This window comes from Oceanobacillus luteolus, from assembly GCF_023715655.1.
Lineage (GTDB): Bacteria > Bacillota > Bacilli > Bacillales > Amphibacillaceae > Oceanobacillus > Oceanobacillus luteolus.
The window spans coordinates 35,986-51,451 of the sequence record NZ_JAMBON010000008.1; the positions used below are offsets into that span (position 1 = coordinate 35,986).

Consider the following 15,466-nt stretch of genomic DNA (forward strand, 5'->3'; position numbering starts at 1 on the left):
ATATAAAGGACAGTGAACAAATGAAAACCTTCTATCTAGCCGTCACGTATGATGTATGTGCACATAATCAATTGTTCGAGGACATGAACAGGTACGCTCTGGACTTGTCTATCAATCTAGATGAGCAAATAAGAGAATTTGCTAAACAAGATATTGCACCGGTAGTGAGATTATTTACATCAGACAATCAAGACTTTGAGAACCTAAAATTTATTAAAGAATATACCTTTATAGAGTACGAGTGTAATTGTCAGGAATAACTTCCTTTACTTCAAGTCCTACCAATTTTATAGCGTCTCTCACTGATACAAGTATCACTAGTTAGTTAAATAATATTTATTGGAGGAAGATACATGTTAGACAAACAAGGTTTTAATCTATGGTCAGATAATTATGATCAAACAGTAAAGGTTAGTGAAGATAATCATGAATATCCCTTTGCCGGATACAAACAAATTTTGAACCATATCTATAATGAAGTCATGCAAAAATCCAGTTCAAACGTACTTGATATCGGTTTTGGAACAGCAGTATTAACGAGTCAATTATATGAACGCGGCCACTATATAGATGGTTTGGATTTTTCGGATGAAATGATCACCATTGCAAAAGAAAAAATGCCCAACGCTCGTTTATTGGAATGGGATATCACACAAGGATTGCCTTCTCAGATTTCAGAAAATAGATACGATTCCATCGTCAGTACATACACATTACATCATTTAAATGATAAAGAAAAAATTGAGTTTATAAATAGACTGTTGCCACTCTTAAAAGAAGAAGGAAAAATATATATCGGTGACGTTGTGTTTCAAAACAGAGAAGATCTGAATCGCTGCCGCCAAGAAAATCTTCATCATTGGGATGATGATGAGTTTTATTTTGTCTTTAATGAATTCGAATCAGATTTAGGAAATTCATGTCATGTTCTTTTTCAACCATTCTCACATTGCGGTGGGGTTATTACCATTTCGAGATAATAGATCGGGGCTTTGCTATTTCTTGAAGTATGCTTTTTTATTTTCTTATCATTAAATTTTTTGCAAGAAAAAGTATAATAAAACAAAATAGATTGAATTTTCTAACAATTAGTTGCGGTGAATAATAAACAGTATCCCTTTCATTGTTAAAAGGGGAAATGAAGTGAGTAAAAGAAAAGTATTTTCTTACACTTATCCAAGCTTCGGCGTTATGAAACAACACATTAAAAATGAAGAAGGTTCTAATGTTTTAACCATCCAGCCAGAGTTTAAGTTCCAGCCCATATTTAATTTTTTTCAAGGAACTCATCTTATTTACAAAGGAAAAGTGAAAAAGTTAAGTCTTACAAGATTTAGCTTCATACTAGAAAATGTAGAAGGGCATCCTATCGCTAACATTAATCAAGTTCCTGTACATAAGAAAAAATCTATATTTAAGGAATACCACATCAATATAGATGATGAAGTGTTTAAAGTATCCTTTAAGCTTGCCGATCATTCCTTTTCTATTTCATATAGGGTAGGGAACTTGGCATCCAAGCAGACCGAGTATCTTCATTTTTGAAAAAAATAGTAGATTATAAAACATATCGTTTTGAAGTGAATGAGGGTAGATTTCCTTTGGAACTTTGGATGGCAATTGGAGCAGGGGTTATTATACTAGACTAATTTATAAAAAATATATTGCCCTGGAAATAATTAGTCTTATGAAAGAGTACAAAATCACACTTCAATAATAACTTATTACAAAACACCAATGGAGGTAGAGCACAATTAGGAGCATGAATAACTGGAAAGACCCAGCAATTTTATTATCCTCGATTGGATTTTCAAGTATCGGTGACTTTATCTATCTAGTGGCAATCAATATTATGGTGTATCAGCTTACAGGTTCAGCAGCCGCTGTCGCAGGTCTTTGGATTATAGGACCTATCACGAACATCGTTATGAAACTTTGGACTGGAAGCTTTATCGACTATCGAAGCAAACGTAAAGTAATGATGGTTACCTATTTAATCCGAGCTCTTTTTATTTTCCTTATTCCGTTCGCACCGAATACGGTAGTTATTTACGGAATATTAGTAATTTTAAGTGGGGCTAAGGCATTTTTTAATCCTTCTTCTATTACATATATTACTATCCTTATTCCAAAAGATAAAAGAAAGCGTTTTAATTCCATTCGATCATTTACGAGCTCAGGGGCTTTCATTGTAGGTCCTGCAGTTGGTGGTTCTCTGCTATTAATCACATCAATCGAAGTGACTTTATGGATAAATTCAATATTCTTTTTGATATCAGCAGTTTTATTATCATTTCTTCCTGAAAAAGAATATATAGATAAAGGAAGCATTCCTACTTTAACTCTGAATCAGATAATACGTGACTTTACGGTTGTTCAGAAATTTATGGCAAATAATAAATATGTAGCTTATGTGTATCTCAGCTTTGTTGTGATCATCGTCTTTTCATTTGCAATGGATGCACAGGAAGTTGTTTTTACCCAACAGGTGATTGGTCTCTCTGAATTTGATTATAGTCTACTTGTAAGTATAACCGGCATCGGTTCGGTCACAGGCGCTTTCCTATTATCGGTTTTTTCTAATAAAATCCCGCTTCGATTCATGATTTCTATTGGATTAATCATGATGACGGCCGGCTATATCATTTATGCCTTTTCATGGTCTTTTACTTCTATTGTTGTTGGTTTTGTCATTTTGGGATTCTTTAACGTGTTTTTGAATGCTGGAATGATGACATTTTATCAAAATAACGTCCCGGTGGAAATGATGGGTAGAGTAACGAGCATATATGATCTCATCCAGAGCGGCATTCAAGTCTTTGCTGTTTTAGGAATAGGGGTTGTAGCGGATATTATTTCAATGCGAAGTACTATTGTCACCCTCGCACTTTCCATGCTGCTCGCGTCCTTTATTTTTTCATTTTATATATGGAAACCTGAGAAAAGGAACTTCTTCCAGGATGAAAATCAGCTGGAAATCAGTGTGAGAGAAAGCTAGGAGGAATCAATATGGAAAAGAAGTACAATGATTTAATTGGGGAAATACTAGAAGCTTCAGGGGAAAAAGATAATTTTAACTACGAAGGAAAAGGAAAACCTCTTTCGAAAGATTATTTGAAGATGGACACGTTTCAACACTTTCAAAAGATAGCAAAGGATGCAGGGTATTTGCCTCCTTGGTTAGAGTTGCAAAAAGAAATCTCTCAATTAGTCCATAGTTGTGAAACAGAAAAGCATGTAAAAGCAATCAATAAAAAAATCAATAAATATAATAAATCATGTCCGCCTTCCATGCAGAAAAACTTAATCAGCCTAGATGAATTAGATGCGGCTAAAAATATCTGGTAGATTGTACTTGAATTTATTATAAGAAGTCTACAAAAGCTAGAATACATCTTACTTTGTAGGCTTCAGGTTGTCCTGAGAAAAATACACCGTTCTTTAAAGCGGGAAGAATCAAGAAGGAAAATGACACTGTTTTGTTGAACATATGGATTAGGAAATAGAAGGATTACATTGGAGTAGACATGATATTTATTGAAGGGAATGACACTTTGGTTAGTTTATTGGAAAACATCTTTCAAATATCAGCAGCAATACTAATCCTTTGTTCCTTCTATTACTACAGACAGTTTAAGAAAATGAAGAAAGAAAGGAAACTGACGAGTAGTGAACTTTCTATTTATATTGTCACCCAAATCGCCATTTATCTCTGTGCAGGCAGTTTTCTACTTTTATTTCTAGATAGGAATTTTGGATAAAAACTTGTTTTCTATTATAAAACTAATTAGGAGACATATATGACAACAAAAATAATCTTTGGTTCAAATAAACTAGGTAACATTCGAAATGAACAGCTGCAAGCAACGCTCGTCAAGTTTAAATTAGGTACGCTGTTAAGTGCAAAGAAAACGGAACAAGGAGCAATGGGACAAACTATGTTCATCATTTCCACTAAAGGAGAGTTTGTATTTAAGGGGAATCCGCTATATAAAGGACAATTAGAAGAAGAAAAATACTTTATCGAACAACTACGACAGAGAACCGAAGTACCCGTCCCAATTCCTTATCTTATTGATGATTCTACGGATATTTTTGGATGGAAGTATGCTTTGATGCCACTACTAAAAGGGAAACATTTAACTGATTCTACGTTGCAACATACCATGAATACCAAAGATAAATGCAGTATTGCCCAATCCATTGCCGATGCATTATTCGCTTTTCATCAATGGAAAGTGGAAGACTTCGGTGAACTTGACACCCATACATTAAAAATCACACCGTTTAAAACGGGTTATTATCAATGGCTCTTTGATAGAATTCTATTTTGGTTAGAGGATGCGAGGAAATATTCTAAAGTCACTCACGATGATTTACAATGGACAAAAAATCTGTTGGAAGATTCCAAGGAAGCTTTCCAACGTATTACCTCTCCAACGTTTGTAATGGGGGATTTTAAGCCGGGTAATTTCCTCGTTCAACAGAAAGAAAGCAGCTGGAGCATCAGCGGTGTTTTTGACTTTACCAATTCCTTTTTTGGAGATCCAGTTTCCGACTTGGTCAAAATGCTGACGTATTATCTTGATAACAATGAAAAAGTTGTAGCAAAACATTTAGTTGATGCGTATTTTGATAAGCTGACTAATAAAGTGGATAGCATAACACGGTTGAAGGTGCATATGCTTCATCAAAAAGTTTTGGATTGGGGTAATGCTAAAGCAACGAAGACAGTCACTTGGTATGATGAGCTTCCTTTTTATCATTGGGCTGGAGAGTATACGCAAGCGATGGAAGACCTATTCAGATAACATCCGTTCCAACATTCTCGAAAGGCTATCCAGACCGTATTATTAAAGAAATGCGATTAACTTCAGGTTAATCGCATTTTCTTTATATATTCTCTTGTTTTAATCCTTCGATAATATTTTCCTTTTTTATTTTCGCAATGGAGTAGAGCATCGCAGATCCTACAATCAAGAAAATGGCGATAATCACAAAGCCGATACTCATCCACGGGAGACGAAATGCATATTCGAATGTATAATTCGTGGAACGATGAATGCCGTACATGATCAACATGCTGATAGGCAATCCATAGCCTAATGCTTTCATTCCATAAAACATACTTTCATAACGGATCATTTTATTAAATCCTTTTGGTGTCATACCAACAGATCGAAGCATGGCAAACTCTCTAGTCCTTAAAGAAATACTTGTTGTAATGGTATTAAAGATATTAGCAATGGAGATAAGCGAAATCAACGTAATAAATCCATAAGTGAATATAGACAAGAGCAAAATCATTTGTTCTTCACGCTGACGGCTTTGATAGACGTTATACACATGAACATTAGGTTCGTTTCTTTCTTCAATTGCTGCTTGTGTTGCTAAAGGATCCGAGCTATTCATATATAGATAGGTGCTCACTCTCTCGTCAGATATGGAAAGCTGCTTCAGTGATGACTCAGGGATAATAAGATTAATCCCCCCAAGCATGACAGTATTAACACCCACCGGAACCAGGTCAGTAAGGGCACCGATTTCTACACTAGTAAGAAATTCCGGCTCGTTTTGCTCTGACTCGATTTCACTATAAGACGGTAAATATACATCAATTTTATTTCCTACTTCCGACTCAATCGACTTTGTTTCAATAATTTTACCTTTTGTTCCACCTTCATAGGAAATTTGTTCAATGACGATGGCAGTCAGTTGAGACGGGTCAGTAAATTTTTCAGTATCTACTCCGACTTCCTCCGCATAAGCTTGGAAATTTTCATCGTCCAAACTATATAAGGTGACATAATAAGGATATTTCCCATCTTCCAAAGTCATGTCATATTCTTCTATTTGCATTTTCAATTCAGTTGGTAATTCATCCTTATCGATGAACGCATCAAGTAATACCTCAGAGACTAGAAATGATTCTGTGACATGGTCCATTGATGCAAAGCTTTTCAACTCATTTTTTTCCAACGTGTCACCGTATAGCTGAATATCGAACTGAATGTTATCTTGAGACATCTCCAACGATTTTTTCAACCCATCCGTAAAGTATGAAACGGATAAAAATAGAACAATACTGATGACTAATGAAAATACAGTCGCTAAATATCTCTTCTTATTGCGCTTCACATTCTTTAATCCAATTTCAGCTTCCAACCCAAATATTTTTCTTACAATTTTTGAAGTCTTCACAGTTCTCCCCGACAATTTGATGTCTTGGGTTTGACGGATGGCATCTATCGCTGAAATCTTTGACGCCCTTTGTGCAGGTATATATGTGGAAATGAAGATCGTCAAAATAGAAATAGCACATGCGACCAATATAGAAGCAGGGGTGACTACCAACTCCAGCTTTTCAGAAATTCCTAGTGCATTTTGAATAAATGTATTGATAAAAATAAAGGTGACACCAATTCCCCCAAGGCCTGCTATAATTCCAATCGGTATACTAATTGCCCCAATTATCGTCCCTTCAAAAAAGACAGAGTTTCTTTTCTGCTTCTTTGTAGCTCCGACACTCGACAACATCCCTAAATGTCTAGAGCGTTCAGATACACTAATGGCAAATGCATTATAAATGAGAGCGACAGATCCAATAATGATGACTGTCATAATTATACCGGCCAATGAGTATAACGTTTGGCGTAGATTATCATTAGCCGTAACTCCATAGTAACGAAGCAGATCAGAGTTAAAATTAACCGTTTCGATTCCCTGTTCCTTTGCCAGACTTTTTGCGTTTTCATAGATAGAACTATTGACGTCTTCTACAACTACATACGCATCGATGGAGCTTGTTTCACTCCATAACTTTTCATCGACATAGCCAAGCACCGTATAACCTGGTGCCCACGGAACTTCCCAGGTTGGACGTTTCATTACCCCAACAATCACCATTTCTTTAGATTCTTGGTTACGTAATTCTTCATGGAGAGTTTCTCCATCACGCTCAAGGAAGTGATGTTGTTTAAGCTTCATCCCTTCTAAATCCACACGTTCACCAATTTCAAGATGAAGTTCATCACCTATTTTATAATCTACCTTTGACTGACTTAACATCTCTTCAGAAACGACTATTTCATTAGGTTTATACGGTAGTCTTCCATCTATAATCTCCACAGGGAATTGTTGCATCCCTGGGCCATTATAGCTTTGTATATAAATATATGGTTTATTGTCGTTGTTCGTCTCTTCAAAAAAAGCATATCCATCACTTGAAATAACTAATTTCTTAGTTTCACTATGTTGCTCGATTGCCTCGATTTGATCTGGAGTGACATCACTATATTGAACATGCCACTCCCCATTACTCGTAATATGTTGTCTAATCATTAAATCCAGGAAAGAAACACCAAGGGTTGCGACGGCAGTAATCATTGCTACAGAGATGATTACTCCAATAATGGTCACCAAGGTCCTGCGTTTATTCTCCTTTAAATGTCTAATCGTGACTTTATTGACGATGTTCACGGACGGATCACCTCGTCTTTAGCAATCTTTCCATCTTCAATCGAGATGATACGGTCCGCTTGCAAGGCAATGCGTTCATCATGGGTAATGACAATGAGTGTTTGATTATATGTTTTATTAAACATTTTCAGCAATTCCATAATATCCTCGCTATTTTTGCTGTCCAAATTCCCTGTTGGTTCATCAGCCAGCATTAATGCGGGGTTACTAATCAAAGCTCGGCCAATCGATACACGTTGCTGCTGTCCACCTGAGAGCTGATTCGGCAAATGGGAGAGCCGTTTTTCTAATCCGAGGATGTCAACAATGTTATTAAACTGTTTGGTATCCACTCGCTGTTCATCCAAAAGCATTGGCAACTGCATATTTTCTTCCACTGTCAAAATCGGAATCAGATTATAAAACTGATAGATTAAACCAATTTGTCTTCTTCGGAAAATTGCCAGCTGTGTTTCGTTCAGGTCATATATATCCGTTCGGTCAATGAATACCTTGCCACTTGTCGGTTGGTCCACTCCACCGAGTAAATGGAGCAACGTGGATTTCCCTGAACCGGAAGGACCGATAATACAGACAAATTCTCCCTTTTTAACTGTAAAGGAAACATCATCAAGCGCTCTTACTGCTGTTTCACCTTCGCCATACACCTTGGACAGATTCTTTACTTCTAATATATTCATAAAAATAACCTCCATTGATTAACTTCATGAGGTCAGTATACTTCGTCGGTATGACTTTAAAGTGACTCTTAAGTGACAATTTATTCACTTTGAAAGAAAAAAAGAAACAGATGATGAATCGATCAAATCACCTGCTTGTAAAATTTTATATGAAAAGTCGTTCCCTCGTCAGGATTACTTTTAACTTCCAAATCACCATTCTGGCTCGTAATGATGCTATGTGCCATAGCAAGTCCGATTCCTACACTTTCATCGCTGGCATTTTTTCCTTTATAAAATCGTTTAAAAATGTATGGAAGGTCTTCCCTAGGAATACCTGATCCATTATCCGAAATCTGAATTTCAGTGTATAACGGATTCTCCAAAAAATGAATGCTAATCTTGCCGCCTTCAGGAGTATGCTCTACACAATTTTTCAGGATATTGACAAGCGCCTCCACCGTCCAGTTGAAGTCACCTGTAAAAGTTGCCTGGTCTTCTCCTCGAATGGATAATTGTTGCATTTTAATATCCATTGGAATGTGCAGCGGCTCGACTGCGGTTTGAACTAGCAAATCAACATAATGATTTTCCTGCTTGAAGGCGATGGTACCTGCATCAATCTTAGATAGCTTTAACAAAGAGGATACTAGCCATTCCATGCGTTTCAACTGTACTTGCAGATTCCTTGTGAATTTTTCCCGCTGGTCATCTCCCAGTCCTTTATCACTTAATAATTCCACCATGACTGTCATGGAAGTGAGAGGAGTCTTTAGTTGGTGAGAGATATCTGATATGGCATCCGTTAGTTTTGCTTTATCTTCACGCAAAACGGTTCCATGCTCTGCAAGCATTTTCGTTACTTTATAGATTTGACTCTTTAATATGCTCAATTCTCCTTCATAGTTATCCCGTACATCGAGATGATAATCACCACTGCCTATTCTTTGTAAATAATGGGATAGCTTTTCTATTTCCCGGTAACGCCATTTAGTGAAGACCATCATACAGATGATCAGTAAAGTGGCCAAACCAAGAATCATACCTGCTGCAGCATAGGAAATAAACAGCATCGTAGAAATAGTGAATAATACACTAATCAAAAGAAGTACAGTAAGCAGAATTTTAATTTCCCGATTTCTCAGCAACTCATTCACCAACCTTGTAGCCCATTCCGCGAATCGTTTGAATCAGCGTTGGATTCTGTGGGTCATCCTCTAACTTTTCCCTTAACCTTTTGATATAGACAGTTAGTGTATTGTCATTTACAAAATCCCCGCCAACATCCCAAATCCGATCTAAAAGCTGCGCCCGTGTAAGCACTTGTCCAATATGATTGGCAAAAATAAGGAAAAGCCGATATTCTAGAGCTGTCAACAAGATTTCCTTGTTGTTTTTATACACTTTGCCTTCCGTAATATTAACTTTTATATTTTTAAGTTCAATTATATTTTTTTGTGGAGCACTGCGATGATAGCGACGATGTACAGATTTGATTCTAGAGATAAGTTCACGGATACGGAAAGGTTTGGTGATATAATCATCAGCTCCCATATCCAACCCCATGACTACATTGACTTCATCATCATAAGCCGTTAAAAAGATGACAGGTTTATCTTCTTGTTCCTTCACTAACTTACATAAGTCATAGCCACTTCCATCTGGCAAGTTCAAGTCAAAGATGTATAAATCAATTTCTTTCATCTGTTGCTTAATTGTATTCCTCGCTTTAGAGGCATTGTAACAAACTACTGTCTCATAACCCTCTTGTTTTAAGGAATACTCCAATCCCGATGCAATCGTTCGATCGTCTTCCACCAATAGGATCTTCATCCGACTCACCTTACATTCGTTTTTCTTTTTATGTTACTGGAAGAATATATCGTCGTCAAAATATAGACGATGAATATTTGCTATGTAGAGTCATCATCATAAAAATACAGCAAGCAGTCCATAATAATGTTATGATGATAGCTTAAAAAGGGCGTGTTGTTTTGACAACAAAAGTGTTTCTGTTAGTTACTGTTTCTTTCGCTTTATTCACATGTGGAAAAGTGGGGGCGACAGAAACTGCTGAAGTTAATAACATGTGGATAAATAGTTCACCTATTATAGAGAATGGTACGAAAGAGAAATATGAAATAATACCTGAAAAGTATGAGGATAAAAATGTAGTAATAGAGTATCCCCAAATTACGGGAATTTCTGATAAAGAAAAGGAAGACGATATCAATCAGTTAGTCAAAAAAGAAGCAATAAAGCCTTATTTGGAAACCATCATGCAATTAGAACCGGATCAACATTATGAAGCGGATGGTGATTATGAAATAAAGATGTTCAATGAAAATATTTTAAGTATCGCATATAAGAGTTACAATAACATCACTCCATCTGCTCATCCGTTCAACCGCTTCTTTACAACGAATATTGACCTCCATACTGGAGAATTATTATTTTTACCCGACTTCGTTGAGAATATAGATGAAGCATTTATCCAGAAACTAAAAAACGCAACTTATATTGGAGATTTAGAAGATAAATACGTGGATCAAGTAAAAGAAATGGCGTTCAGCTCGTATGAAAATGATCAGGTATTGATGGAAGCACTTGCTGATAGTGAAGACAGGAAACATGGTATTTTTATCTATGTAACTGAAGATTCACTAGGCATCAGTTTACCGGTTCCACATGTAGCAGGGGACCACGTAGAATTAGAAATTCCTCTACACGAAATAGAGAATTAACGATCATTCAGCACTTCAAGTGAAAGATGCCATTCCCACCTGAAGCGGAAATGGCACTTTTTAATTTTTGATAAAATCTTCTAAAATCTGATTAAACTTCTCATGATGCTCCCAAAACATCATATGTCCACCTAACACTTCCAATTGTGTTTTTGGAGATAGCTCTTTTGTAAATCGGGCAGCTGTCTCTGCCCAATGCTCGGCTACAACAGTCAAGGTAGGAAGCTGTTCACTTGCTTGTTTTGCTGCTTCTCTATAATCAGAGAACATACCTGATGCGAAAAGATTTCCAGCAATATAATATGGAGTATTCATTGACTGCTCTACTAAAATGGTTAGTTCATCCTCACTTAATTCTCTCTGAATCATTACACCAGTAATATAAGCAGTAATAAATTCACGCTGTCCTTGTGGTGAACGGAGGGAATTATTATAGATGCCAGCAATATCATCGAGTGCGCCTTCCACCCAGTCATCTACATGAACAGAAAGTGATTTTGGCGGCATATCAATTAATACCATCGATTTCAATCGTTCTGTACCATTTTGTTTAAAATATTCCCAGGCAGTTAAACATCCGAAAGACCAGCCGACAAGATTTACATCTTGAACATCCAATTCCTTTAGTACTTTAGCCAGATCTGTACCGTGAGTAACATAATCATTGCCATGAATAGTTTTTGTGGACTTTCCATGGCTTCTTGGATCAATAACAATCACTCGATTCGTTTTTGAAAAATAGGAGACTTGTTTCTCGAAAGATTCTGTTGTAAAAGTAAAACCAGGTATGAAAACGATGGGGTCACCTTTCCCAGTATCTTCAAAAAAAAGCTCAATTCCAGGGTCGACCTCGATATATTTTCCAGCCAAAATAAACCCTCCCTTTATTTAGTTAGATAATTTAGTTAATTACATACTAGCATATCTGTTTAAAACTTTATATAAGAAAAATAAAAAACGACTCTAAACATCACCATACATGATGTTCAGAGTCGTTGATCATAAGCTATGTAACCGTGCACCCAACGTCGATACGACGACCATATGCGCTTCTTAGCTTCATGGCTCGGCCTAGGCTTCCCTACGGCACACAAGAATGACCACTTACTGCTGCTTCCTTCCGGACCTGACAGGGTTCGTGGGTTCCTGTTGCGCAGGACCCGGGCGTCAACACCAATCCACTAAGGCTGACCATACAGTTGCCGTACCTTGGCTGGGAATTCGGCCTCGCTATAGCGGATTGCGAGTACAGGGCACCGCTACCTCCCCGCTTAGCACGGTATTTATCATTATAACGGTTTTTGTGTCGCTTTGCAATGGAAAATAATTCATCTGCACTTAAAATGCTAGATAATCATTTCATTTTTTCTTCTTGTTACGAAGTGCTTTAAAGAAATCAGTTAATAAGCTGGCACATTCATCCTGCATTACACCTGATTCAAGTTCGGTTTGATGATTAAACCGTGGCTCCTCCAACAAATTGAATAATGTGCCGGCACATCCAGCCTTCGGGTCCGGTGCACCATATACGACTCGTTTTATCCGGGATTGAACGATGGCGCCAGCACACATGGGACAAGGCTCTAATGTGACATATAATGTACAATCTTCAAGACGCCAGCTGCCAATTTTTTCATTGGCTTCTGCAATGGCGATGAGTTCTGCATGAGATAGGGTTTCTTGGGATGTTTCACGGAGGTTATGACCTCTTGCGATAATTTCGCCTTCATGCACAATCACTGCACCGATTGGTACTTCTGCCATCTCTCGTGCTTTCTTGGCTTCTTTGATTGCTTCTAGCATAAATTTTTCGTCAGTCATCTAACACACACATTTCATAATTAGTTTGAAAAAAATGAGATTAGGAAATAATTAATTAGAAACATATTATTCTTAAACAATCTATCTATATACTAGGTATCTTACCACAAAGGAGAGGATGCTATGAGGAATTTGGATGATACAGCAGTTCTATTTGTAGATTTGATTAATGATTTTAACTTCGTCGGAGGAGAGAAGTTACTAAGTAATACAATGGAAATTTTACCTAATCTAATCAAATTAAAAAGCTTTGCCATAGAAAATGATTTACCTGTCATCTATGTTAATGATCATTATGGATTATGGCAAGCAGATTTCAATAAAATAATTGAGTACTGTACCAATGAAAACAGCAAAGAATTGATAGAGTCCATGAAACCAGATGATAGTGACTATTTCTTGATTAAACCACAGCACTCTGCTTTTTTCCAGACTCCGCTGCAATCATTACTGACTGACCTCAATCGAAACACATTAATCATTGCGGGTATTGCCGGTGATATTTGTATTCTTTTCACCGCTAAAGATGCGTATATGTACCAAATGGATTTGTATATTCCTAAAAACTGTATGGCTTCTGAGGAAAAAGAAAATAATGATTATGCGCTATACTTGATGCGTTCCGTAATGAAAGCAGATATTGACCCCATATAGAAAACACTCTCCCTGGTAATCCAAGGAGAGTGTTTTTTTATTTCAATATATTCAACGACTCACGGGTAAAGGCTGGAATATCGTCTGGCTGACGGCTTGTTACGAGTTGGTCTTGGCAAACGACTACTTCTTTATCAGCATATTTTGCGCCGGCATATTCCATATCTACTTTGATGGATTTATAACCTGTTGCATCGCGGCCTTCCAATGTTTTTGCAGTAATTAATAGCTGTGGCCCATGACATATCGCCAGGACTGGCTTTTTCTCGTCCATGAAGTGCTTGGCAAATTCTACAAAGCGATCATCCGCACGTAACTGGTCTGGTGAGAAGCCACCTGGGATAAAGAGAGCATCATACTCATTGGGATCAACTTCATCGATTCCATAGTCAATTGGAACTTTGGATTCTTCCTGTTTACCAATAACGGTATCACCTTTTTGATTTCCAATAGTTACAATTTCATGACCTGCTTCTTCAAATGCTTTTGCCGGCTCTGTGTACTCTGAATCCTCAAATAGGTTCGTAATGACAGTAGCTATTTTCTTACCCATAATTCCCAACTCCTTTATATTGATATTACATAAAAGAGTTTTCCCATTTCATAGTTAATAAAACATAGCTACTTTGTTTGATATCAATTATTATCAAACCGTACAACCTTCTTGAGGCGACGGTAAATGGAGCCTGGTAAGACAAAAGCAGTGAGGGATTTTCGTTTTTTGCTCTGCAATAAATCTACACTTCCATTCGTGCCAAAGTAAAAGGACTGCCAAGTGAACTTGGAGCAATAATTATCCTCCAGTTTACGAAGGTCGGGGACGTAGACATACCGCCTGATTTGGTCATAATGCTGCATAGCCCATTGTGCCGCTTGCTTCGCTTCCCGTTCATTGGAATGACGTAAAACGGTAATTTTTTCACCCTTTTTGTGACGGGAAAGATAAAGTGGCATACTGTCGGAGTGACCAAACCTTTTCCAGCGGTTAACATGGTAGATGCGGAAATTTGTACCGACAATTCCAGTATGGCCGACTAAAATTGAGGATAAAGCATACTTATGCGAATAAAGGACATCCCCTGGTTGCATACGAATAGAGGTGCCTGGGTAATAATGCGTCATTGCTGCTTCTTCGATGTCGTTCTTCTCATTCACAATGTTTCACCTTTCCACATGAAGTATATTCTAGCAAATCTAGGATTAACGATAAGCTAATTTATGCTGAACGTAATGTCACTACAACAATTTCTGGACGGTTAAATATCCTGAATGGAACAATACTATTTCCAAGCCCACGATTAACAATCATTGTAGTGCCTTCTGAATGATGTTCCCCAGATGTAAACTCCGGAAATAATCCTTGATCAGGAGCAATCAACCCACCAACAAAAGGAATTCGAAATTGTCCACCATGTGCATGCCCTGAAAATACAAGCTCAAATCCATAATCACTATAAAGAGAAAACAGTTCCGGTCGATGTGATAATAGAAATCGAAAATGGTCTTCGCCTTCAAAACCTGTGATCGCTTCTTTGATATTTTCTTCTGTCTTTGCTTTTTCTGCATGAGAGCTTCCCTCGATAGCCGGGTCGTCTAATCCAATGATCTGAATCTTATCCTCTCCAATGGTAATGTACTCACTTGTATTGCGCATGACTTGAACGCCGATAGATTCTAAATCTTCCTCTAATTCATTGAATTTTCCTGACCACCATTCATGGTTTCCCGTCACATAAAAAACCGGCGCAATCTCAATTAATTTCTCCATCAGAAGAATACCAGTTTGCTCATCGGATCTATTCGAATCAATTAAATCACCGGTAAAGACGATTAAATCCGGTTCTGTCCTGTTCACCCGTTTAAGCAGGTCTTCTTGATCCTCGCCAAATAACTTACTATGCAAATCAGATAGTTGAACAATTTTATAGTTATGAAAGCTTTTAGGCAGATTATTGGATGGAATGGTATATTCACTAGTCACTAAAGAATTGTTTTGATAGTAAAGGAAATATATTAGTAGAACCATCCCGATCAAATAATACAACCATTTCTTTTTCGTTTTTTCCTTCAATCTTCTAACCTCAATCTATTACAAACTTAGGACATCCA

At 37.2% G+C, this 15,466-nt stretch carries 17 protein-coding genes and 1 other RNA gene; 8 read left to right on the forward strand and 10 right to left on the reverse strand.

The annotated features are described in order from the left end of the window. The first annotated feature begins 20 nt into the window (after nt 1-20). The 6 genes from M3210_RS07360 (at nt 21) to M3210_RS07390 (ending at nt 4,811) form a co-directional block, all read left to right on the forward strand. Nucleotides 21-260 carry a hypothetical protein gene (locus tag M3210_RS07360; RefSeq protein ID WP_251512866.1) on the forward strand — a complete coding sequence of 80 codons (240 nt, stop codon included), beginning with the start codon at nt 21-23 and terminating at the stop codon, nt 258-260. Nucleotides 261-353: 93 nt separating this feature from the next. Continuing rightward, entirely contained in the window at nt 354-980 is a 627-nt protein-coding gene (locus tag M3210_RS07365) for a class I SAM-dependent methyltransferase (RefSeq protein WP_251512867.1), read from the forward strand. A 163-nt stretch (nt 981-1,143) separates the two neighbouring features. Continuing rightward, the gene (locus M3210_RS07370; RefSeq protein ID WP_251512868.1) at nt 1,144-1,545 is read left to right on the forward strand and encodes a hypothetical protein; all 402 of its coding nucleotides are present in this window, start codon (nt 1,144-1,146) and stop codon (nt 1,543-1,545) included. Nucleotides 1,546-1,762: 217 nt separating this feature from the next. Beyond that, on the forward strand, nt 1,763-2,998 hold the full coding sequence (locus tag M3210_RS07375) for an MFS transporter (RefSeq protein WP_251512869.1): 1,236 nt from the start codon (nt 1,763-1,765) through the stop codon (nt 2,996-2,998). Between the two features lie 11 nt (nt 2,999-3,009). Further along, a complete protein-coding gene (locus M3210_RS07380) occupies nt 3,010-3,348 on the forward strand; it encodes a DnaJ family domain-containing protein (protein ID WP_251512870.1) in 339 nt (112 codons plus the stop codon). 452 nt (nt 3,349-3,800) lie between these two features. Further along, on the forward strand, nt 3,801-4,811 hold the full coding sequence (locus M3210_RS07390) for a phosphotransferase family protein (protein ID WP_251512872.1): 1,011 nt from the start codon (nt 3,801-3,803) through the stop codon (nt 4,809-4,811). 82 nt (nt 4,812-4,893) lie between these two features. On the opposite strand, the gene M3210_RS07395 is transcribed toward M3210_RS07390, so the two are convergent. The 4 genes from M3210_RS07395 to M3210_RS07410 form a co-directional block, all read right to left on the reverse strand. Continuing rightward, nucleotides 4,894-7,479, reverse strand: coding sequence for an ABC transporter permease (locus tag M3210_RS07395; RefSeq protein WP_251512873.1), 2,586 nt, complete (start codon nt 7,477-7,479; stop codon nt 4,894-4,896). Next, nucleotides 7,476-8,159 carry an ABC transporter ATP-binding protein gene (locus M3210_RS07400; RefSeq protein ID WP_251512874.1) on the reverse strand — a complete coding sequence of 228 codons (684 nt, stop codon included), beginning with the start codon at nt 8,157-8,159 and terminating at the stop codon, nt 7,476-7,478. The genes M3210_RS07395 and M3210_RS07400 overlap by 4 nt, the downstream gene beginning before the upstream one ends. A gap of 122 nt (nt 8,160-8,281) precedes the next feature. After that, complete coding sequence (locus tag M3210_RS07405; protein ID WP_251512961.1) at nt 8,282-9,286, reverse strand: sensor histidine kinase; 1,005 nt, start codon at nt 9,284-9,286, stop codon at nt 8,282-8,284. A 1-nt stretch (nt 9,287) separates the two neighbouring features. Further along, nucleotides 9,288-9,971 (reverse strand): response regulator transcription factor, encoded by a 684-nt coding sequence (locus M3210_RS07410; protein ID WP_251512875.1) that lies wholly within the window; start codon nt 9,969-9,971, stop codon nt 9,288-9,290. A 161-nt stretch (nt 9,972-10,132) separates the two neighbouring features. On the opposite strand from M3210_RS07410, the gene M3210_RS07415 reads away from it, so the two are divergent. Further along, nucleotides 10,133-10,882 (forward strand): PdaC/SigV domain-containing protein, encoded by a 750-nt coding sequence (locus M3210_RS07415; protein ID WP_251512876.1) that lies wholly within the window; start codon nt 10,133-10,135, stop codon nt 10,880-10,882. A 60-nt stretch (nt 10,883-10,942) separates the two neighbouring features. Here M3210_RS07415 and M3210_RS07420 read toward each other — a convergent pair whose 3' ends face one another. The 3 genes from M3210_RS07420 to tadA all read right to left on the reverse strand — a co-directional run bounded on the left by M3210_RS07420 (nt 10,943) and on the right by tadA (nt 12,703). Continuing rightward, complete coding sequence (locus M3210_RS07420) at nt 10,943-11,752, reverse strand: alpha/beta fold hydrolase (RefSeq protein ID WP_251512877.1); 810 nt, start codon at nt 11,750-11,752, stop codon at nt 10,943-10,945. A 144-nt stretch (nt 11,753-11,896) separates the two neighbouring features. Next, nucleotides 11,897-12,162, reverse strand: an RNA gene (gene ffs / locus M3210_RS07425) — signal recognition particle sRNA large type. Between the two features lie 79 nt (nt 12,163-12,241). Then, the gene (gene tadA, locus M3210_RS07430) at nt 12,242-12,703 is read right to left on the reverse strand and encodes a tRNA adenosine(34) deaminase TadA (protein ID WP_251512878.1); all 462 of its coding nucleotides are present in this window, start codon (nt 12,701-12,703) and stop codon (nt 12,242-12,244) included. 123 nt (nt 12,704-12,826) lie between these two features. Here tadA and M3210_RS07435 point away from each other — a divergent pair, with 123 nt between their 5' ends. After that, nucleotides 12,827-13,357 (forward strand): cysteine hydrolase family protein, encoded by a 531-nt coding sequence (locus tag M3210_RS07435; RefSeq protein WP_251512879.1) that lies wholly within the window; start codon nt 12,827-12,829, stop codon nt 13,355-13,357. A 37-nt stretch (nt 13,358-13,394) separates the two neighbouring features. Here the strand turns inward: M3210_RS07435 and M3210_RS07440 are convergent, their stop codons facing one another. From M3210_RS07440 to M3210_RS07450, 3 genes are all read right to left on the reverse strand, one after another. Next, complete coding sequence (locus M3210_RS07440; protein ID WP_251512880.1) at nt 13,395-13,910, reverse strand: type 1 glutamine amidotransferase domain-containing protein; 516 nt, start codon at nt 13,908-13,910, stop codon at nt 13,395-13,397. 83 nt (nt 13,911-13,993) lie between these two features. Further along, nucleotides 13,994-14,512, reverse strand: coding sequence for a hypothetical protein (locus M3210_RS07445; RefSeq protein WP_251512881.1), 519 nt, complete (start codon nt 14,510-14,512; stop codon nt 13,994-13,996). A gap of 61 nt (nt 14,513-14,573) precedes the next feature. Beyond that, complete coding sequence (locus M3210_RS07450; RefSeq protein ID WP_251512882.1) at nt 14,574-15,428, reverse strand: metallophosphoesterase; 855 nt, start codon at nt 15,426-15,428, stop codon at nt 14,574-14,576. Between the last annotated feature and the right edge of the window lie 38 nt (nt 15,429-15,466).